Raw genomic sequence first — 17,575 nt, 5'->3', positions numbered from 1 at the left:
CGAGCGCTCGCGGGGTTCCTGTCGGGGACGGCGGCGCTCAGCGCGCCGCGAATTTCTGCGAGGCCACCGGGCCGAGCGCGACCCAGACATTCGGGTCCTGCTGGCTCTGGCGCTTGACGAAACGATAGGAGACGCGGCTCACCGGCTTCACCTCGTCGGTCAGATTGTCGAGGATATATTCGCCGGCATTGGTCTTGACGGTGAGGATGGCGTGGCCCTCGTTCTGGGAGTCGCGCACCACGGTGACCAGCAGCGCCGCGCGGGGATAGCCGCGCTCGACAAGAATCTTGCGCTTCATCAGGGCGTAATCCTCGCAGTCGCCCTTGCCGTCGACCGGCAGGTCCCAGCGGTCGACCACACCCCAATGCTCCATGTCGGACACGGCCTCGACCGCATGGTTCACGAAGGAATTCACCTGACGGATTTCGCGCATCGAGGCTTCGGTCAGATTGACGTCGGCGACCTTGCCGGACGCGTCGCATTCGCTGGCGTAGCGCTGGCAGAAATCGATCCAGCCATAGGGAATGGAGGTGTCGGAGCCGACCGAGGCATAGGCGACCTCGACGCCATTGGGCACGCTGGCCTTGGCGCCGGAGCCGCAAAACGGCGCGGCGGCGAGGGCCAGAACCATTCCGATGCCTGCGAAAGCTGCGATACGCATGTCATACCCCTTTGATGGAGGCAGTATGACGTTGGGCTATTGGAGCCGATTTATTTGAAATCCTCGCATTTTATGCAAAGCCGTTCATTTTTTGCTGGAGACGGATTAAGTCTAACAAAGCCTGATCTGAGTGATTAAAAGGCGACGAATCGCGCGCTAGAGCCTCATTTTCCTGGGGTCACAGCCATGGTTTCGGAAGCGTGACCATTTCGGGTTAATGCGTATCAAGTCTACTTCTTTACTTGGAGGGCGGGAAAACAGTTAATTTGCGGCGTCGGGGCGCCATTGTCCCGCTCAAACCTTGACTCCGCCCCGGCCCAAACCATCTTTGGCTCAGGGGACGCGAGGGAGCGCTGGCCGGAGGCCGCCCGCATGAACAGATCAGAATTGTCGCCGGCCGATCATGCCGCGCTGATGGATGCGGTGCGGCGCCTGGAGCGCACCACTTTGGTGATGCGGGTCGCGACGATCTTCGGCAAGAAAATCAGTTTCGCCACGCAGCTGGTCCCCGCCCGCGCGGTGGAAGTGGTCAACAAGGCCACGGGCGCCGCCATGCGCCTCGCCTTGAACGCGGCGCTCGCGAGCCTGAACGGCAAGCCGCTGCGCGACAACAGCATGCGGCTGCACCGCGCCATGGTCGCCGCTTCAGGCGCGGCCGGCGGCGCGTTGGGTCTCGCCAGCCTGCCCGTGGAACTGCCGGTGAGCACCGGCCTGATGCTGCGCTCGATCGCCGACATCGCCCGCGCCGAGGGCGAGGACATCGCCAATGCTGATACGGCGCTCGCCTGCCTGCAAGTGTTCGCGCTCGACGGGCGCGGCGCCGAACCGGCGGCGGATTATACGGATTCCACCTATTTCGCCCTGCGCGGGCTGATGGCGCGCAGCATCAGCGAGGCCGCGCGCTATGTCGCCAGCCGCAGCCTGATCGACGAGACGGCGCCGGTGCTGGTGCGCTTCACCACGCAAGTCGCCTCGCGGTTCGGGGTGGTGGTCAGCCAGAAATTTCTAGCCCAGGCGACGCCGGTGCTCGGCGCGCTCGGCGGCGCCGCCGTGAACCTCGCCTTCATCGAGCATTTCCAGTCGCTGGCGAAGGGCCATTTCACCGTGCGGCGGCTGGAGCGCTTTTATGGCGAGGAGCTGGTCAAGGCGGAATATTCCCGTATGGCCGCGGCGCGCGATCCCGACGAGATTTTTACGCCGGCGGCGTGAAGGCCGGCGGTCACAATGGATTGGACGGGCCGCCACACCGGCGACCCGTTCTGACGTTATCTCAATCCGTGGCGAGCATGATGTCGTTCGGCTTGACCACGGCATAAACTTTGTCGCCGATCTTCAGATCCAGTTCTTCCACGGTCTCGTTGGGGACTTCGGCGGTCAGGATGGTGCCGACGATGGAAATGTCCACATGGGACGTGTTGGCGCTGGTCCGGATGGCGACAACCTTCCCGGCGATGGAGTTGCGGGCTGAAATCTTCACGGCTGCCTCCTCAATCCCCGCTGAATCACTGGCGGGCTGGGAGGAATTTCGCGGTCAGGCCCCTAAAATACAACTTAAGATTGCGACGCCTCGACCTCGTTTCGCCATTTGCCGTTAATCAATGGTAATGCGGCAACGGTCAGCCCGTTGACGCATCGCCGTCAAGGCGCAGATCGGCGAAAACCGCTTCGCCGCGCAGCCAGCGCGCCTCCGCGTCCGGGGATGTCAGCGCCCGGTCGAGGCCGGTCAAAAACTCGCTCGCGCCCCAGTCGAGCCCGCCGTCGCGCAGGGCCGCCTGCAACGCCCCCTGCACCAGCGCGCGCACGGTCTTGTGCGCAGCGGAAACGAGCGTTTCGACCTCCTCGCCCCGGGCCGCCGCCTCGCAGGCGGCCCGATCAAACGCCACATGCCCCCGGCAGGCCAGCGTGCGCGCGGCGTAAATCGCGCAGGCGCCGTTGATGATGAAGGGACAGGCGAGCTGCGAGGCGAAGCGCGCCTGCTGGTCCATGCCCCGGGTCCGTTCGACGAAGGCGGCGACGTCCGGCGCGAAATCCACCCCATGCGCGGCGAAAGCCGCCGCGGTCAGCCGGATGAACCGCGCGGCGACAAAAATCTCGGGCGCGGTGGCGGCGACCTGGAGCGCGCAGCAGGTGGCGCAGCCCCGACAGCAGGCGGGCGCCGGCTGCCCCTCGCTCTGGATCTCCGCATTGCGCTCGAACAGCTCGATCGCCTGCGCGGCCAAGGCCTCGATCAGGCGCGGATCGCCCCGCCCCGCCCGGATGGTCTCACCAAAATTTTGCCGCACGGCGTCGAAAAAGGCCTGGGCGCCATTGTCCTCGGTCATGCCCGCGCTCCCGTCTCGAACGGAAACAGCCCCGCCTGGAACGCCGCGCTCATATGCTCGACGCGCGCGATGGCGTCCCGCGCCGCCGCCGGCTTCAGCTCCGCCTCCGCCGTCTCCCGGAACAGGGCGACCCAGCGGACAAAATGCTCCGGACGCAGGTTTAACCCCAAATGCGGCGCGAAGGGCCCGCCGGCATAGCGTTGCGTGCGCAAAAACGCGCGCGACCAGAAATTCTGCACGATCTCGAAATGATGCTCCCAGTCGCTGACATGGCCGCGGAACACCGGGCCGATCACCTCGTCCTCCAGCGCCCGGCCATAGAACACCCGCACCAGGCGATCGAGATCGGCCTCGCTGACCTCGACCGGCTCCGCCAAAACTTCGGGAAAATCCGCCTCGGCGCGGTCGGGGACCAGCGCGACGAGCTCCGGCGCCGCCCGCGCCGTGCGATCCGCGACATTCAGCGGCGGATTATATTTTTTCACGAGGTCGCGCAGGATATGCGCGCGCTGCCGCGCATTGCCGCGCTCCATGACATACACCCCATCCGCGAGCCCGCGCGAAAGGGCCGGATCGGCGCGCAAAGCGTCGAGCGCCACGGCGATGGACTCGCTTTCGCCGAACAGCAAGGGATGCAGGGCGTCGCCGATGCGGCGGGTGAGGACGAAAAGGCCGGGCCCCTCGGGCGCCGGACCGGAGGCGAAGGCGAACCCGCCAAAAGTTTCGATTGCGCCCGTTTGGGGCATGCGTGTCCTCCCAATTTCGATCGCCACGAGGCATCTTCCATGCCACGCGACAGGGGACTGGATCGCATTGCGCGCGTCGTTCCGCGGCGGGGAGCGAAGCCCCGAAGCCCGCGCCCCCCACGCGGCATCGCGCCGCACAAATTTCTGTTGCGACGCACATTTCAATCGATCATAAGGGTTTTTAGCGCGCGTATCGAACGATAATCAGAACACTGCTGACAGTCGCGGGCCGGGAGGGCGCCAGCCCCTGAACGGAGCCTCACCATGCGCCTCACTCAAAGCCTCGCCGCCGGCGTTTTCGCCGCCGCCGCCCTCATCGTCGGCGCCGCCTCGGCCGCCGAACTCAAGGCCTATGCCGGCAAGTCCATCGAACTCAAGGACGTGCACGGCCTGATCTATTACGCCCCCAAGGGCGACGTGTTCGAGGTCGTGACCACGCTCGACACCGAGGGCCATGCGTTCCGCGTCGTCTCCACCTTGAAGGACGGCCAGTCCACCACGCTCTCGGCGCCGGGCGCGCTGGGCGAGGAGGCCGCGACCGTCGAAATCCGCCGCGATGGCGACAGCCTCTCGGTGATCGACCACACACGGCAGCGTCGCGCCGAAGTGACCCTGCCCAACGGCCGCCGCGCCGACTAAAACCAACCGCCTCGCTTGGCGCAAGCCGCGCGCTCCCCCATTTCAGGGCTTTGGAGCGTCGCGGCATGGCCCCACTTCCGCACGAGAGCTGGTTCGCTCTCCACATTCACGCCCAAACCTGGCTGCGCCAGCAGTTTCCCGCCTTCGCCCGCCGCGCCTGGCTCAGAGGACGCGCCCCGGCGGCGCTGCTGGCGGCGGCGCTCGCCGGCGCGACCGCGCTGTGGTTCGCGCAGACGGCGCGGGTCGCCGCGCCGGACGCGCCGCCAAAACCGTCGCTCCCGGCGCTGTCGCCCATTCCCGACCTCACGCCGGCCCGCGAACTGCCGCCGGGAACGGCCGGCGCCCCGCCCCTGCCGGCGAAACTGACGCCCACCGCCCCGCCAGAGGCGCCGCCGGCGGCGCCGCCGCTGAAGGAGCCGGCCGAACCTTTTCGCGCGCGGGATCAGTAATAGCCGCCGCAGGCCTCGCGATAGCGCCGACAGGTCCCCGCGCCTTCCAGGCCAAGCTCGTCCTTGTGCTGGCAGGCGTAACGCAGCCGCGCGCACCGGTCCTCGCCGCCGCCGCGATAGCCGCCGCAACGTTCGCGGTAACGCTGGCAGGTCCCCGCGCCCTCGAGTCCCAGCTCCTCCTTGTGCTCGCACGCATAGCGCAGGCCCTGGCAGTTCTGCGCATAACCGGCACTGGGGATCAGACCCAGCGACAGCCCGAGCGCGGCAAGCGCGGCCAACAAAAGTTTCCTCATCATCAACACCCTCTCATCGCCCGGCCGATTCTTTGGGACGGGCCGACGGAAATAGCGTGTGCGCCGGGCGAAAGTGAGGATTTTTTTCTCCCGAAACGTGCGTCCGGGCGCCGCCGGGCCCAAATTCCCGAAAATATGCGGCCGGGGCGACGCCCCGGCCCTTTGGCTCACGCCTTGTGCTTGCGGGTGATCACGTCGATGGCGGTCACCGCCTCGGACGTGTCGAGCCAGGCTTCCGCGCGCTCCTCGGTCTTGAACTCCTTGCCGAGGTCGAGCGGATCGGCGACTTGGGGCAGATGCAGGAAGCACGCCCATTTGTCATTGGGTTTTTGTTCGATTGTGACTTTCGGTTCCGCCATTTCGCCCTCCGATTGGCGTTTACGCAACACGAAGTGTCGGACAATTGGTCGTACCGACAGCCCGCCCCGCGCGGGCCGCAAGCCGGGCGCCACATTGAAGGCGCGGAGGCGCGATGCTACATCCCGGACATGCCGAGCAACCGCTATTATTCCGGGCCGTCCAGCGACCATTTCGACGGCCGGTTCTTCAACCTGGCCCCGGCGACCCCGGACAAGGCGGTCGCGGAGGTCAGGCGCTGGCGCCGCAACGCGCGCCCGCAGCCCTGGCCGGACTCGGTCGCCGTGGCGCCGGCGGCGCCGCCCCCGCGCAGCGCGGCGACGCGCATCACTTTGGTCGGCCACGCCACCGTCCTGATCCAGACCCGCAATCTCAACCTGCTCACCGACCCGTTCTGGTCGAAGCGGGCGAGCCCCGTCCCGTTTTTCGGCCCAAAAAGAATCTGCCCGCCGGCCGTCGCCTTCGACGCCTTGCCGAAAATCGACGCCGTCCTGCTCAGCCACAACCATTACGACCATTGCGACACGTCCACCCTGCGCCGATTGGCGAAGCGCGACTCCCCCCTGTTCATCGCCCCGCTCGGCAATGACAGGGTTTTGAAACGCTCCGGCGCGACCCGCATGCAAACCCGCGACTGGTGGGAAGACTGCGACCTCGGCGCCGAAGTGAGGGTGGCCGTGGTTCCGGCGCAGCATTGGTCGTCGCGCGGCCTGCACGACCGGCGCATGGCGCTGTGGGGCGGATTTGTCGTCCACGCGGGCGAAGAGAAAATCTATTTCGCCGGCGACACCGGCTATGGCGACGGCTCCCTGTTCAAGACGATCCGCGACCGCGTCGGCGCGCCGGACCTGGCTTTGCTGCCGATCGGCGCCTATGACCCGCGCTGGTTCATGGCCGACCAGCACATCAACCCCGAAGAAGCCGTGATGATTTTTGAGGACATTTCGGCCAAACAAGCCCTGGCGATCCACTGGGGCGTAATCCAACTCACCGACGAGTCCCGCGACGCCCCCCGCGAAGACCTTTTGACTGCCCTGTCGGTGCGCGGCATCCCCCCGGAAAAATTTGTAGCGGAGGAACCGGGTTTCATCTGGGAGGCCTGATCTTGTAGCGAGCCTCGGGAGCGCCTCCCTTCTCCCCTTGCGGGAGAAGGTGGCGCGTCAGCGCCGGATGAGGGGTTCGAGCCCGACCAACCGCTCGATTCAGCGATTTCACACCGTCGCCTCGAGCGGAAATCAACAAAAGTGAAAACCATTTTGCCGGCTTGACAAACGCGATTTTGTTCCCGTTTTGTTTTCACGTGAAACATCGGCGAAAAACACCGCTGATTCCCAACGTTTTTATCTCCCGCCCCCGCCGGCGCCCTACGCGCCCGCTGACACAACCGCGAGGTTGTCAGCGCAAAAACAGACGTTTTTTGATCGTTTTTTCGCGAAAAATCGCAGAATTTCCATTTTTTTCGATCAATTTTCGCGAGTCGATTTCCACCTTGAGTTGAAATTCACCAAAAACGCCGCCGCCGGCCCCGCGCGCGAGGCACCAAAGAAACACCACAGCTTTATAACCGCTCCTCGCGGCTTGGGACTCGGGAGATGGCGGTAGGCCATCGCCCTCCGGGACGCTTTGCTCGATGCCCTACCGCCATTTGGCGGGATTTTTCGGCGCACGAAAGCAACCGCTCTCGACGGACGAGGTCATGCGGTCACCGGCGAAAACGAAAAACGAAACCCGTAACTCACCAGTGTGACGCTTGCCACCACCCGGGCGGCCGACAGGGCGCGTGCATCGAAAGCAGGCGCAATCAGAATGCCCCGGACCGTTCCGTTCGTCTCCGCGAGCATATCGCCCATATACGCCAGCAATTGCGCCACGGCGTCGCGCTGCGCCTTGACGGACTTCAGCTCGATGACAACCCATGCGCCCGATTGGTCTTTGGCAAGAATGTCGATCCTGCCGGAGGGAACGATTTTTTCCACGCCTCCATCGGCTACGACAAGACCATCTTCGAGTTGGGTGATTTCCTTGCGCAGCGCCGATTGCAAATCGCGCTCCATGGAAAACGTGCGGTCGCCCTCGGCAAGCAAATCGACGGCTTCAAGTTGTTCGGGGAAAACTTCGGCGCGCGCGGCCTCAAGTTCGACATCCTGCCGGAAGCGCGCGTATTTCTGAACGGCCGCCTTATACGACGCGAGATTGTTTCGCATGTCGACGTCGCCATTGAACGTCAGTTTCGAGGGGTTCGGTTTGTTCTTTCTCTGGTCCTCCGACGAATAGGAAAGTTCGTCGATCAGACTTTGGAGTTCGTCCTGGTCGTAGAGATTATCGAGATCGCCGTAGGCAGCCTCAACCCGCCTAAGCTCCGACAGTCTGCTCCGCCGCGTCGACTCCGAGGGCACAGCACGGAGGAGCCACTCAGTGTAACTCGGGTGCATGCCACACTCCCTTTCAAGGGGCCGCCGCTATCTCTCTGAATACAACAAGTAGCCCTCACCCTGAGGAGCCTGCGGAGCAGGCGTCTCGAAGGGCGGGGGCGGTCCACGCGTGTCAGCAATCTGGAAACAGGCTTTGCGTGGGAGGCGCGCACGTTCACGCCGTCGCGTCACTCACCTCCGCGGCCCAAGCGCCTCTTCAATCTTCTTATCCGTATTATACTGGCTCAGCGCGTAAACGGCCCAAATGGCCGCCGGCACCCATCCGATCAAGGTCAATTGCAGGATCAGGCAGAGCAGGCCGGCAAAAGGCCGGCCGATGGTGAAGAAGGTGAGCCAGGGCAGAACCAGGGCGATCAGCAAGCGCATGAGTTTGCTCTTTGACACAAAGGGAATCGGACGAGCGGAAGCCCGCGAAACCGCAATTTTGCACTTATCGCCGCCCGACGCCAGCGCGCGAAAATCACTCCCACTCGATGGTGCCCGGCGGCTTCGACGTCACGTCATAGACCACCCGGTTCACCCCCTTGACCTCGTTGATGATCCGGGTCGCGGTGCGGCCCAGGAACGCCATGTCATAGGGGAAGAAATCCGCCGTCATGCCATCCACCGAGGTCACGGCGCGCAGCGCGCAGACATGGTCGTAGGTGCGCCCGTCGCCCATCACGCCCACGGTGCGCACCGGCAGCAGCACGGCGAACGCCTGCCAGATCACATCATACAAACCAGCCTTGCGGATTTCGTCGAGATAGATCGCATCGGCCTTGCGCAAAATATCGAGTTTTTCGCGCGTCACCCCGCCAGGGCAGCGGATGGCGAGGCCGGGACCGGGGAAGGGATGGCGCCCGACAAAAGCCTCGGGCAGACCAAGCTCACGGCCCAGCGCCCGCACTTCGTCTTTAAAGAGTTCGCGCAGCGGCTCGACCAGTTTCATGTTCATGCGCGCGGGCAGACCGCCGACATTATGGTGGCTCTTGATGGTCACGGAGGGCCCGCCGGTAAAGCTGACGCTCTCGATCACGTCGGGATACAAAGTGCCCTGCGCCAAAAACTCCGGCGCGCCCTTCCCGTCCGCCGCGATCTTTTTCGCTTCGGCCTCAAACGTCTCGATGAACAGCCGCCCGATGGTTTTCCGTTTGGTCTCGGGATCGGACTCGCCTTCCAGCGCGCCGATAAACAAATCCTGAGCCTGAACATGGACCAGCGGAATATTGTAATGGTCGCGGAACAGCCGCACCACTTCCTCGGCCTCGCCCATGCGCAACAGTCCGTGGTCGACGAACACGCAGGTGACGCGCTCACCGATGGCCTCATGGATCAACACGGCGGCCACCGCCGAATCCACGCCGCCGGAGAGCCCGCACAACACCCGGCCCTGCCCCACCTGCTCGCGGATCGCCTTGACAGCCTCGCCACGGAACGCGGCCATGGTCCAGTCGGATTTCAGCCCGGCCACCTTGCGCACAAAATTGGCGAGCAGCTTGGCGCCGTCGGGCGTGTGGGCGACCTCCGGATGGAACTGGGTGGTAAAAATCTTTCGCTTTTCATCGGAGGCGATGGCGAAAGGCGCGTTCTCGCTGCGCGCCTTGACGGTAAAGCCGTCGGGCAGCTTGGTGACGCGGTCGCCATGGCTCATCCAAACCTGATGGCGTTCGCCCTTTTGCCAGAGCCCCTCGAACAAGGCGCTATCCTCGATCACCTCGAGCTCGGCGCGGCCGAATTCGGCGTGATGGCCGCCTTCGACCGCCCCGCCCATTTGCGCGGCGATGGTCTGCTGGCCATAGCAAATGGCGAGAATCGGCAGCCCCGACTCCAAAATCTCTTTTGGCGCGCGCGGCGAACCCGCTTCAGTGACCGAAGCCGGCCCGCCCGAGAGGATCACCGCGCCGGGCTTGATGGCGCGAAAAACCTTTTCAGCCGACTGAAACGGCACGATTTCGCAGTAAACCCCGGCCTCGCGGACCCGTCGTGCAATCAACTGCGTCACCTGCGAACCGAAATCGACAATGAGCGCCTTGTCGTGGCGCTGGAGAATGTCCTGGTGCAGGTCTGTCATGATGTTCCCTTGGCGGCGCCGGAACCGCGGCCTTAAGCCGCCGGCGCGAAATTTTCGCTGGTTGCGCACGGATTAAGCGAAAGGGACGCGCCACGCAAGGTTTCGCGGTCCAAAGGACGAAAAGCGCGAGCGTGACGCGAAGCAGCGGGCTGACCAACTCAGCCTTTACAGGCACTGATACAAATCAATTTTTTTGTCAGAAATACCGCAGAGGCAGATAGACAAGCCAATTGTCTTCGACTAACGTGCGCTCACCGTCGAAATGACGGGCCGCAGCCGAAAAATCGGCGTGGTGCTCGAGTCCAAGTCGTGGGAGGACGTCAAGCAACCGGACTATGCGTCAGAATTCATCTCGGGGAGAGACCAGTTTCGGCATAGTTTGGCCTTGGCAGGACAAGGCGAGGCAGAGCGGAAAAGCAGCTAGCTTTTCCGCTCTTTCATTTTCTGCGCCCAATCTGACATCCAAAACTTGCGCGGGACATGCCAACGCTTCGGGGATCAGCCGGGTTCCCCAGCGCGATCCCAATCCGCCCGCACCTGCGCGCGATAATCGTCATAGCGCCCCGCCGCGATCGCCTCGCGGGCGCCGGCCATCAGCTCCTGGTAATAGGCCAGATTGACCCAAGTTAAGAGCATCATCCCCAGAATTTCCTGGCAGCGCACGAGATGATGCAGATAGGCCCGCGAATAATCGCGCGCCGCGGGACAGGAACTGCTGGGATCGAGCGGGCGCGGGTCGTCGGCGTGGCGCGCATTCTTCAGATTGAGCTTGCCCCAGCGCGTATAGGCGAGGCCGTGACGCCCGGCCCGGGTCGGCATCACGCAATCGAACATGTCGATGCCGCGCGCCACGGATTCGAGCAGGTCGTCGGGCGTGCCCACGCCCATCAGATAATGCGGCTTGTGCTCGGGCAGATGCGGCATGACCGTCTCGATCATGGCGAGCATCACATCCTGCGGCTCGCCCACCGCCAGCCCGCCGACCGCCAGCCCCTGAAAATCCATGTCGGCCAGAGCCTTGGCGCTCTCGATGCGCAGATCGCGCTCAGCCCCGCCCTGGACGATGCCGAAACAGCCCCGCCCCGGCTGCGCGCCAAACGCTTTGCGTGAGCGCTCCGCCCAGCGCAGGCTCAGGCGCATGGCGCGCGCGGCCTCATCGTGCGAGCACGGCAATCGCACGCATTCGTCGAACTGCATCTGGATGTCGGAGCCGAGCAGCCGCTGGATCTCCATCGAGCGCTCGGGCGTCAACTGGTGCCGGGAGCCGTCGATATGCGACTGGAAGGTCACGCCATTCTCATCGAGCTTGCGCAGCTTGGACAGCGACATCACCTGAAAGCCGCCGGAATCCGTCAAAATATTGTGCGGCCAGTTCATGAACCTGTGGAGGCCGCCGAGTTCGGCGACGCGCTCCGCGCCGGGGCGCAGCATCAGGTGATAGACATTGCCGAGCACGACATCGGCCCCGAGCTCGCGCACCTGGCCGGGATACATGGCCTTGACGGTCGCGGCGGTGCCCACCGGCATGAAGGCGGGGGTTCTGATGACGCCGCGCGGCGTCGAAATTTCGCCAAGACGGGCGCCGCCGTCACGGGCGCGCAAGGTGAAGCGGAAGTCTTCGGTCAATGGATGCTCAACCCAGGAGTAGGAACTTCCTTCTCCCCTTGCGGGAGAAGGTGGCTCGGCGCGAAGCGCCGAGACGGATGAGGGGGCGCCAGCCAAAGACGAACCCGGCGCTGGCGCGCCACCTTCTCCCGCAAGGGGAGAAGGCGGAGCCGGCAAAAGGCAGAGACGCCGCGCGCTTGTCAAGGCGAAGCGGCGATCCTTGCAAATGATCAAGGCTCTTCAAAAAATTTGGCGCGGACGCCCACACAGCGCGCCCCTGTCGCCGCGGCAGGCTCCGCGGCCGGAAACGCGCCGAAAGCCGGGCGTTTCGCCCGCTTTCGCCTGTTTTTGCTGCCGGACGCCCCGCGGCGCGAGCCGCCATAACCGCCGCGAAACATTCCCACTTCCGCTGTCAACTCCGTAAAAACCACAATGCCCGTTCCGCCCAGTTTAAGCGAAAGTTCGCATATCGGCCCTACGGTCACCGCGGTCCGGGCGGTGCGGTGAAGGTTTGCGTCCGAGCACCAGTCCGGAAGCAAGGAATATTCCTCATGACGACACTGATCACACGAGTTTACGCCTCAGAGAGCAGCGCCCGCGCCGCAGTGACCGCGCTCAAGGCAAAATACAGCGCCGACCAAGTCGCCCTGGACAGCAAGTCCGTAAAGGGCAAGACGGTCGTGACCTTCCGCGCCGAATTCGGCACCGCCCGCAACGCCGCCAAGATTCTCGACGCCCACAAGCCGGTCTCCGGCTCCGAGACCACCGAGTCCAACGGCCCGAAGGGGCGCGGCTCCGTCGGCCTGTCGCGCTTCCTCGACCTTCCCGAGCTGTTCCGGCACAACACCCGGACCGAGCTGATCGACGCCCCGACGGCCTTTTCCGACACCTTCTCGCTGCCGGTGCTGTCGGACAAGAAGCCCAAGGTCAAGCTGCTCGACGATCCGACGCCGCTGTCTCGCATGCTGAACATCCCCGTGCTCAGCAACAAGAAGCCTGACGTCAAGCTGCTGAACTGGAAGCCGGACGACCACCTCCTGATTCGCAAGTAAGCATTCCCGGCCGCCGCGCTGCAAAAGCGCGGCGCCGCTTGGGCTTCGCTGCCGAGGCCAAGCCGCGCCAATCTTGTCCCGCCTGTCCGCCGCCCTCGCTCTCGCCCTTTTGGCGACGCCATCGGCGCATGCGGAAGTCCATTTCGGCCGCAACGTTTACATCGGCGGCCACGACGTCTCCCACCAGACTTTTAACCGTCACCGCCGCGGCGAATACCATCTTTACCGCGCGCAGCCGCGCCACCCGGGCTGCGTCTGGCGGCGCAACGGCGAGGGTTCACGGACAAAAGTCTGCCGCTTCAAAACCTTGCGCTGAATTACCGCCGCTTCTTGGCGTAAGGATTGTCGCCCTGTTTCAGCGTCATGCGGATCGGCGTTCCCGGCAGGACAAAAGTCTGCCGCAGCCCGTTGATGAGGAAGCGCCGATAGGAATCCGGCAATTCGTCGAGCTGGTTGCCGAAAATGACGAAATGCGGCGGCCGCGCCTTGGGCTGGGTGATGTAGCGGATCTTGATCCGCCGCCCCGCCACGGCCGGCGGCGGGTTTTGATCGATGACCCCTTCCAGCCAGCGGTTGAGCCGCGACGTCGACAGGCGCTTGTTCCACACTTCATGCGCCGAGAGAATCGCCCCCATCAAAGCGTCGAGACCGCCGCCATTGGCGCCGGAAACCGGCATGACCGCCGCGCCGCGCACCTGGGGCAGCAGCCGCGCCGCCTCCTCGCGCAGGGTGACGATATGCGCCTTGTCCTCGATCAGGTCCCATTTGTTCAGCCCGATCACCAGCGCCCGGCCCTCGCGCGCGACCAGATCGACAATGGTCAAATCCTGCTTTTCAAAGGGAATGGTGGCGTCGAGCAGCACGACGACCACTTCGGCGAAGCGAATGGCGCGCAAAGTGTCGGCCGCCGCCAGCTTTTCCAGCTTTTCTTCAACTTTGGCGCGCTTGCGCAACCCGGCGGTGTCGAAAATTTTCAGCCGCCGTTCGGCGTTCTTCCCCGTCCACAGATAATCGACGCTGATGGAATCGCGGGTGATCCCGGCCTCGGGCCCGGTGAGCAAACGCTCCTCGCCGAGCAGCCGGTTGATCAGCGTGGACTTGCCGGCATTGGGGCGCCCGACCACGGCGATGCGCAGCGGTTTTGAAGGATCGAGCTCGCTGCCCTCCTCGTCGTCGCCCAGCACCAGCCTTTCGCGCACCTCGTCGTCATCCTCGGACAGCTGCGTGGCCTCGGGCAGCGCCGTCAGCAGGCACGAAAAAAGTTCGGCAAAGCCGTCGCCATGCTCGGCGGAAAGCGCGACGGGATCGCCCAGGCCGAGGTCAAAGCCCTCATAGGCCCCGGCCTCGCCGGCGCGGCCCTCGGCCTTGTTGGCGATCAGGATCACCGGTTTTCCCGCGCGGCGGACCAGCGAGGCGAAATGCCGGTCTTCCGGCGTCACCCCGGCGCGGGCGTCGATGACGAAAAACACCGCATCGGCGTCCTCGATCGCGGCTTCGGTCTGGGCGCGCATGCGGCCGGACAGCGAGGCCTGATCGCCCTCCTCCAGACCCGCCGTGTCGATCACGGTGAAATTGAGGTCGCCCAGTTTCGCATCGCCGGCGCGACGGTCGCGGGTGACGCCCGGCTGGTCGTCGACCAGCGCCAGTTTTTTACCGACAAGCCGGTTGAACAGGGTGGATTTGCCGACATTGGGCCGGCCGATGATGGCGACGGTAAAGGTCATCTACGATACGAGCGATCCGGGGACCGCCCTCTCCTTCGAGACGCCTGCTTCGCAGGCTCCTCAGGATGAGGGCTACTTGGATAGAGAGAAATCCCCATGGGGAGGAGGCGCTGCAAGCGCCGTCTTCAACCATGGCCATCAAAACGAAGCTTTGTCACTTCTTTTCGGGCGAAACCTTGCCGCCGCCGCGCGCCAGCGACGCCAGCGCTTCCGCGCGCTGCCGCAGCGAGGCCGGCGCATTGGGATCGACGATCAACTGGTCCAGCAGCCGCCCGGCCTCTTCGAACTCGCCGCGCTTGAGCGCCGCCAGCGCCAAAATTTCGCGGGCGGAATAGCGGAACGCGCCATTGAGCAGCGGGCCCAGGCGGTTCTCCAGTTCGGCCTTGTCGGCCTCGTCGGCGCGCAGCAGGCCGGCGCGCAGCCGCGCCGTATCCTGCAACAGCGACGGCACAGCGGCGTCCACGGCGATGGAATCGAAAATCTTCACCGCGCCGGCGCGGTCGCTGAGGCTCTGCTCCTGCGCGGCGCGCAGCAGCGCCAGGGCGCGCACGCCCGGTGCAGACTCCTTCGCCATCGCCTCGAAGGCGGCCTCGGCCTCGGCGGGTTTTTGTGCGCGCGCGAGTTCCTGCGCCGCCATGAACTTGGCGCCGGCGGCCTCGGCGGCCACGGTCTTGCGGTGCTTGTCATAGGTGTAGACGGCGGTGCCGATCACGATGGCCGCCGCCGCGCCATAGACGACGATGGAATATTTCGACCACGTCTTGTTCAGCTTCTCGTTGCGAACGTCTTCATCGACTTCGCTGAAAATATCGGCCATCGCCAAAACCCCTGTTTGTGGCGTCAGCGATTAGCACGCCGGTCGGCAAGTTTCCAGCCGAACGGCCGGCGCCGCGCCGCAAGCCGTTTTCGGGAATTTTTCCGCCGCTTTCCGGGAGTCGCGGCCGAAAACTTCGGGACTCTTTGCAATTTCCGCGCATTTTCGCGCGTGCTACAAACTTCCTGCGGCGGGCGCTGGAGTCCCATTCCCCTTGTAACCCAAGGTCCGGCGTCCGCCGCCGCCCTGCAACGGGCAGGCTGACCTGCACGGCCTCCAAGCGCGCTGCTCGGTCTTCGGTTCTGCCCCGAAGACCGAGCCTTTTGTCACTTCAGCAGCTTTTTCAGCGCCTTGCCTTCCTTGGAGTTCAGCTCCTTGGCGTCCAGCGTGCCGTCGCCATCGGTGTTGGCGGCGTTGAAGCGCTGCTCGACCACGGCCAGATATTCGTCACGGGTCAGGGTCTTGTCCTTGTCCGGATCGGCGCCGGCGAAATCCACCTTGCTGAGGCGGCCCTGCAATTCCTTGATGTCGAGCGTGCCCTCATGGTCCTTGTCGAGCTTGTCGAACAGGGCGCCGGCGGCGGCCTTGGCTTCGGCGAGATCGATCGTGCCGTCCTTGTCGGGATCGAGCGCTTCGGGGATTTTCGCGGCATAGGCGGACGTGGCGAACGCCAGCGCCGACGCCAGGACCAGGCTACGGATTTTCATGAAGGCCTCCATCGTGCAATGCGCGGAATCTAGCCCCGCTGCAGCGCAACATCAAGCAGCCTCAATCCACCCGCAAAACATCCATGGCGGCGCGCATCAGATCCATCGAACTGCGCGCCCCGAGCTTGCCCTTCAGCGCCGTGCAATTGTTTGCAATGGTCTTGTAGGAGACGCCGAGCTTGTCGGCGATGCCGCCCATATCCTCGCCCGCCGCCAGCAGCCGCAAGATTTCGATCTCCCGGGTGGAAAGGTTTTGCAGCGGCGACGGCGGGGCGAAAGCCATTTTCCGCGCCAGATCGGCGGGCAGCCAGGTCCCGCCCGCAAAAACCTGTTTTAGCGCCGGCAGGAACAGCATGGGGTCGTCGTTCTTGGCGATATAGCCGCGCGCCCCCGCCTGGATCGCCCGGGCGGCGAAAGCGGGATCGTCGTTCATGCTGAAAATGACGATTTTGGCTTCGGGGTCCTGCTTGAGGATGCGTTGGGTCAGATCGAAGCCGGAAAGGCCGGGCAAATTGATGTCGATCACGCAGACATCGGGTTTTTGCGCGCAAAAGGCGGCGAACCCGGTTTCCGCGTCGGCGGCGTCGAAAACGTCGACCGGCTCGGCGGACAGCAGGGCCTTGCAGCCGGAGACGACAACGGGATGGTCGTCAACGATGAGAACGCGCATAAACAAAACCTCTTTCAACCGCCGAATTTGTCGCGCCAGCTCGGCAGCGCCCCGGGAAATTTCAGCGCCTTCGCCTCGAACACGCCGCGGGCCACCGCACGCGCCAGACAATCCGCCGCCGCCGCGCCGATCCGGGTCAGCTCCACCGGCCCCGCCTCGCGCCCCGAAACACCGGTCGCCCCGGCGAACACCGTGTCGCCGTCCATCGCCGCATGGACCGGGCGCAAAGCGCGCGCCAGCCCGTCTTGCGCCATGATCGCCACGCGCTTGGCCTGCGCCTTGGTGAGTTCGGCGTCGGTGGCGACAATGGCCAGATTGGTGTTGCGCGGCTCCGCGCCCTTCATGCGGATCGCCAGCGCGGACGGGTCGAATTTGGCCGGCCAGCCGCGTCCGGCGAATTCGCCGTCGCGCTCATAGGGCGCCGCCCAAAAGTGCGGCCCATCGCCAATGGTCGCCTGCCCCACCGCATTGACCGCCACCAAAGCGCCGACGACGAACCCATCCTCCGTGACCGCCGAGGCCGAGCCGAGGCCGCCCTTCAAATCGACCACGGTCGCGCCAAAACCGGCGCCATGCGTGCCCAAAGCGAAATCCCCGGACGCCGCCCGCGCGGCGTCCGCGCCAAGCCGCCAATAGACGGGTTCGCGCCAAAAATCCTTGTCGCCGCCATTGGCGAGATCGAACAGGATGGCGCCGGGGGCGATCGGCGCGAGCTGTCCCGCGACCTCCACCCCCCGCCCCCGCTCACGCAGCACCGAGGTGACGCCGCCCATGGCGTCGAGCCCGAACACCGAGCCGCCGGAGAGGACGAGCGCATCGACCCGCTCCACGGTCATGTCGGCTTCAAGCAAATGCGCGTCGCGCAAGCCCGGCGCGCCGCCCGAGACCGAGACGGAGGCGACCGCCGGCGCGTCGAACAGCAAGGCCGTGACGCCGGTGGCGATCCCGGAATCCTCGGAATTGCCGACCATGAGGCCGCGCACGTCGGTGATGAGATTGCGCATGGACACACCCGCTCGAGAGTTGTTTCGCTATCCTGCGCGATGGCTTAT

The 17,575-nt window shown here is 64.8% G+C and carries 21 protein-coding genes; 6 read left to right on the top strand and 15 right to left on the bottom strand.

The window, feature by feature from the left end; genetic code table 11:
* Positions 1-37: 37 nt before the first annotated feature.
* The gene (locus tag M2320_RS03945) at positions 38-661 is read right to left on the bottom strand and encodes a transglutaminase-like cysteine peptidase (RefSeq protein WP_264596155.1); all 624 of its coding nucleotides are present in this window, start codon (positions 659-661) and stop codon (positions 38-40) included.
* 372 nt (positions 662-1,033) lie between these two features.
* On the opposite strand from M2320_RS03945, the gene M2320_RS03940 reads away from it, so the two are divergent.
* Complete coding sequence (locus M2320_RS03940; RefSeq protein ID WP_264596154.1) at positions 1,034-1,870, top strand: EcsC family protein; 837 nt, start codon at positions 1,034-1,036, stop codon at positions 1,868-1,870.
* A 61-nt stretch (positions 1,871-1,931) separates the two neighbouring features.
* On the opposite strand, the gene M2320_RS03935 is transcribed toward M2320_RS03940, so the two are convergent.
* The 3 genes from M2320_RS03935 to M2320_RS03925 all read right to left on the bottom strand — a co-directional run bounded on the left by M2320_RS03935 (position 1,932) and on the right by M2320_RS03925 (position 3,728).
* Positions 1,932-2,138 (bottom strand): TOBE domain-containing protein, encoded by a 207-nt coding sequence (locus M2320_RS03935; RefSeq protein ID WP_184428028.1) that lies wholly within the window; start codon positions 2,136-2,138, stop codon positions 1,932-1,934.
* Between the two features lie 139 nt (positions 2,139-2,277).
* Positions 2,278-2,982, bottom strand: coding sequence for a YkgJ family cysteine cluster protein (locus M2320_RS03930; protein WP_264596153.1), 705 nt, complete (start codon positions 2,980-2,982; stop codon positions 2,278-2,280).
* Entirely contained in the window at positions 2,979-3,728 is a 750-nt protein-coding gene (locus M2320_RS03925) for a group III truncated hemoglobin (protein ID WP_264596152.1), read from the bottom strand. Before M2320_RS03925 ends, M2320_RS03930 begins: the two co-directional genes overlap by 4 nt.
* A gap of 264 nt (positions 3,729-3,992) precedes the next feature.
* On the opposite strand from M2320_RS03925, the gene M2320_RS03920 reads away from it, so the two are divergent.
* Positions 3,993-4,367, top strand: coding sequence for a hypothetical protein (locus M2320_RS03920; RefSeq protein ID WP_264596151.1), 375 nt, complete (start codon positions 3,993-3,995; stop codon positions 4,365-4,367).
* A 65-nt stretch (positions 4,368-4,432) separates the two neighbouring features.
* On the top strand, positions 4,433-4,816 hold the full coding sequence (locus tag M2320_RS03915) for a hypothetical protein (protein ID WP_264596150.1): 384 nt from the start codon (positions 4,433-4,435) through the stop codon (positions 4,814-4,816).
* Here M2320_RS03915 and M2320_RS03910 read toward each other — a convergent pair.
* On the bottom strand, positions 4,810-5,112 hold the full coding sequence (locus M2320_RS03910) for a hypothetical protein (RefSeq protein ID WP_264596149.1): 303 nt from the start codon (positions 5,110-5,112) through the stop codon (positions 4,810-4,812). The two genes, M2320_RS03915 and M2320_RS03910, sit on opposite strands and share 7 nt — an antisense overlap.
* Positions 5,113-5,276: 164 nt before the next feature.
* Positions 5,277-5,468, bottom strand: a complete 192-nt coding sequence (locus M2320_RS03905) for a hypothetical protein (RefSeq protein WP_184428033.1) — start codon at positions 5,466-5,468, stop codon at positions 5,277-5,279.
* Between the two features lie 33 nt (positions 5,469-5,501).
* Between M2320_RS03905 and M2320_RS03900 the strand changes: the two genes are divergently transcribed.
* Positions 5,502-6,569, top strand: coding sequence for an MBL fold metallo-hydrolase (locus M2320_RS03900; RefSeq protein WP_264596148.1), 1,068 nt, complete (start codon positions 5,502-5,504; stop codon positions 6,567-6,569).
* 591 nt (positions 6,570-7,160) lie between these two features.
* On the opposite strand, the gene M2320_RS03895 is transcribed toward M2320_RS03900, so the two are convergent.
* The 4 genes from M2320_RS03895 to tgt form a co-directional block, all read right to left on the bottom strand.
* Positions 7,161-7,898, bottom strand: a complete 738-nt coding sequence (locus tag M2320_RS03895; RefSeq protein ID WP_264596147.1) for an endonuclease NucS domain-containing protein — start codon at positions 7,896-7,898, stop codon at positions 7,161-7,163.
* Between the two features lie 171 nt (positions 7,899-8,069).
* The gene (locus M2320_RS03890; protein ID WP_184430207.1) at positions 8,070-8,264 is read right to left on the bottom strand and encodes a YqaE/Pmp3 family membrane protein; all 195 of its coding nucleotides are present in this window, start codon (positions 8,262-8,264) and stop codon (positions 8,070-8,072) included.
* Between the two features lie 94 nt (positions 8,265-8,358).
* Positions 8,359-9,951, bottom strand: coding sequence for a glutamine-hydrolyzing GMP synthase (gene guaA, locus M2320_RS03885; RefSeq protein WP_264596146.1), 1,593 nt, complete (start codon positions 9,949-9,951; stop codon positions 8,359-8,361).
* A 498-nt stretch (positions 9,952-10,449) separates the two neighbouring features.
* Positions 10,450-11,577 (bottom strand): tRNA guanosine(34) transglycosylase Tgt, encoded by a 1,128-nt coding sequence (gene tgt / locus M2320_RS03880; RefSeq protein WP_264596145.1) that lies wholly within the window; start codon positions 11,575-11,577, stop codon positions 10,450-10,452.
* 530 nt (positions 11,578-12,107) lie between these two features.
* Here tgt and M2320_RS03875 point away from each other — a divergent pair.
* Both M2320_RS03875 and M2320_RS03870 read left to right on the top strand, forming a co-directional pair.
* Positions 12,108-12,608 (top strand): hypothetical protein, encoded by a 501-nt coding sequence (locus M2320_RS03875; RefSeq protein WP_184430210.1) that lies wholly within the window; start codon positions 12,108-12,110, stop codon positions 12,606-12,608.
* A 73-nt stretch (positions 12,609-12,681) separates the two neighbouring features.
* Entirely contained in the window at positions 12,682-12,924 is a 243-nt protein-coding gene (locus M2320_RS03870; RefSeq protein ID WP_264596144.1) for a hypothetical protein, read from the top strand.
* Between the two features lies 1 nt (position 12,925).
* On the opposite strand, the gene der is transcribed toward M2320_RS03870, so the two are convergent.
* The 5 genes from der to M2320_RS03845 form a co-directional block, all read right to left on the bottom strand.
* On the bottom strand, positions 12,926-14,332 hold the full coding sequence (der, locus tag M2320_RS03865; protein ID WP_264596143.1) for a ribosome biogenesis GTPase Der: 1,407 nt from the start codon (positions 14,330-14,332) through the stop codon (positions 12,926-12,928).
* Positions 14,333-14,486: 154 nt separating this feature from the next.
* Positions 14,487-15,149: a hypothetical protein gene (locus M2320_RS03860; RefSeq protein ID WP_264596142.1), complete on the bottom strand. Its 663-nt coding sequence runs from the start codon at positions 15,147-15,149 to the stop codon at positions 14,487-14,489.
* A gap of 323 nt (positions 15,150-15,472) precedes the next feature.
* Entirely contained in the window at positions 15,473-15,853 is a 381-nt protein-coding gene (locus M2320_RS03855) for a hypothetical protein (RefSeq protein ID WP_184430213.1), read from the bottom strand.
* Between the two features lie 61 nt (positions 15,854-15,914).
* A complete protein-coding gene (locus M2320_RS03850; RefSeq protein ID WP_264596141.1) occupies positions 15,915-16,523 on the bottom strand; it encodes a response regulator transcription factor in 609 nt (202 codons plus the stop codon).
* Between the two features lie 14 nt (positions 16,524-16,537).
* Positions 16,538-17,527: a P1 family peptidase gene (locus M2320_RS03845; RefSeq protein WP_264596140.1), complete on the bottom strand. Its 990-nt coding sequence runs from the start codon at positions 17,525-17,527 to the stop codon at positions 16,538-16,540.
* Positions 17,528-17,575: the final 48 nt, after the last annotated feature.

The organism is Rhodoblastus acidophilus (assembly GCF_025961575.1).
Classification (GTDB): Bacteria; Pseudomonadota; Alphaproteobacteria; order Rhizobiales; family Beijerinckiaceae; genus Rhodoblastus; species Rhodoblastus acidophilus_C.
The sequence above is the reverse complement of the archived record's forward strand: the minus strand, read 5'-3'. Positions and strand labels throughout refer to the sequence as shown.

Excerpts from the sequence above, each read along its gene's own strand:
- M2320_RS03945 (WP_264596155.1), bottom strand. The coding sequence starts at position 661 with ATGCGTATCGCAGCTTTCGCAGGCATCGGAATGGTTCTGGCCCTCGCC.
- M2320_RS03940 (WP_264596154.1), top strand. The coding sequence starts at position 1,034 with ATGAACAGATCAGAATTGTCGCCGGCCGATCATGCCGCGCTGATGGAT.
- M2320_RS03930 (WP_264596153.1), bottom strand. The coding sequence starts at position 2,982 with ATGACCGAGGACAATGGCGCCCAGGCCTTTTTCGACGCCGTGCGGCAA.
- M2320_RS03925 (WP_264596152.1), bottom strand. The coding sequence starts at position 3,728 with ATGCCCCAAACGGGCGCAATCGAAACTTTTGGCGGGTTCGCCTTCGCC.
- M2320_RS03920 (WP_264596151.1), top strand. The coding sequence starts at position 3,993 with ATGCGCCTCACTCAAAGCCTCGCCGCCGGCGTTTTCGCCGCCGCCGCC.
- M2320_RS03915 (WP_264596150.1), top strand. The coding sequence starts at position 4,433 with ATGGCCCCACTTCCGCACGAGAGCTGGTTCGCTCTCCACATTCACGCC.
- M2320_RS03910 (WP_264596149.1), bottom strand. The coding sequence starts at position 5,112 with ATGATGAGGAAACTTTTGTTGGCCGCGCTTGCCGCGCTCGGGCTGTCG.
- M2320_RS03905 (WP_184428033.1), bottom strand. The coding sequence starts at position 5,468 with ATGGCGGAACCGAAAGTCACAATCGAACAAAAACCCAATGACAAATGG.
- M2320_RS03895 (WP_264596147.1), bottom strand. The coding sequence starts at position 7,898 with ATGCACCCGAGTTACACTGAGTGGCTCCTCCGTGCTGTGCCCTCGGAG.
- M2320_RS03890 (WP_184430207.1), bottom strand. The coding sequence starts at position 8,264 with ATGCGCTTGCTGATCGCCCTGGTTCTGCCCTGGCTCACCTTCTTCACC.
- guaA (WP_264596146.1), bottom strand. The coding sequence starts at position 9,951 with ATGACAGACCTGCACCAGGACATTCTCCAGCGCCACGACAAGGCGCTC.
- M2320_RS03875 (WP_184430210.1), top strand. The coding sequence starts at position 12,108 with ATGACGACACTGATCACACGAGTTTACGCCTCAGAGAGCAGCGCCCGC.
- der (WP_264596143.1), bottom strand. The coding sequence starts at position 14,332 with ATGACCTTTACCGTCGCCATCATCGGCCGGCCCAATGTCGGCAAATCC.
- M2320_RS03860 (WP_264596142.1), bottom strand. The coding sequence starts at position 15,149 with ATGGCCGATATTTTCAGCGAAGTCGATGAAGACGTTCGCAACGAGAAG.
- M2320_RS03855 (WP_184430213.1), bottom strand. The coding sequence starts at position 15,853 with ATGAAAATCCGTAGCCTGGTCCTGGCGTCGGCGCTGGCGTTCGCCACG.
- M2320_RS03850 (WP_264596141.1), bottom strand. The coding sequence starts at position 16,523 with ATGCGCGTTCTCATCGTTGACGACCATCCCGTTGTCGTCTCCGGCTGC.
- M2320_RS03845 (WP_264596140.1), bottom strand. The coding sequence starts at position 17,527 with ATGCGCAATCTCATCACCGACGTGCGCGGCCTCATGGTCGGCAATTCC.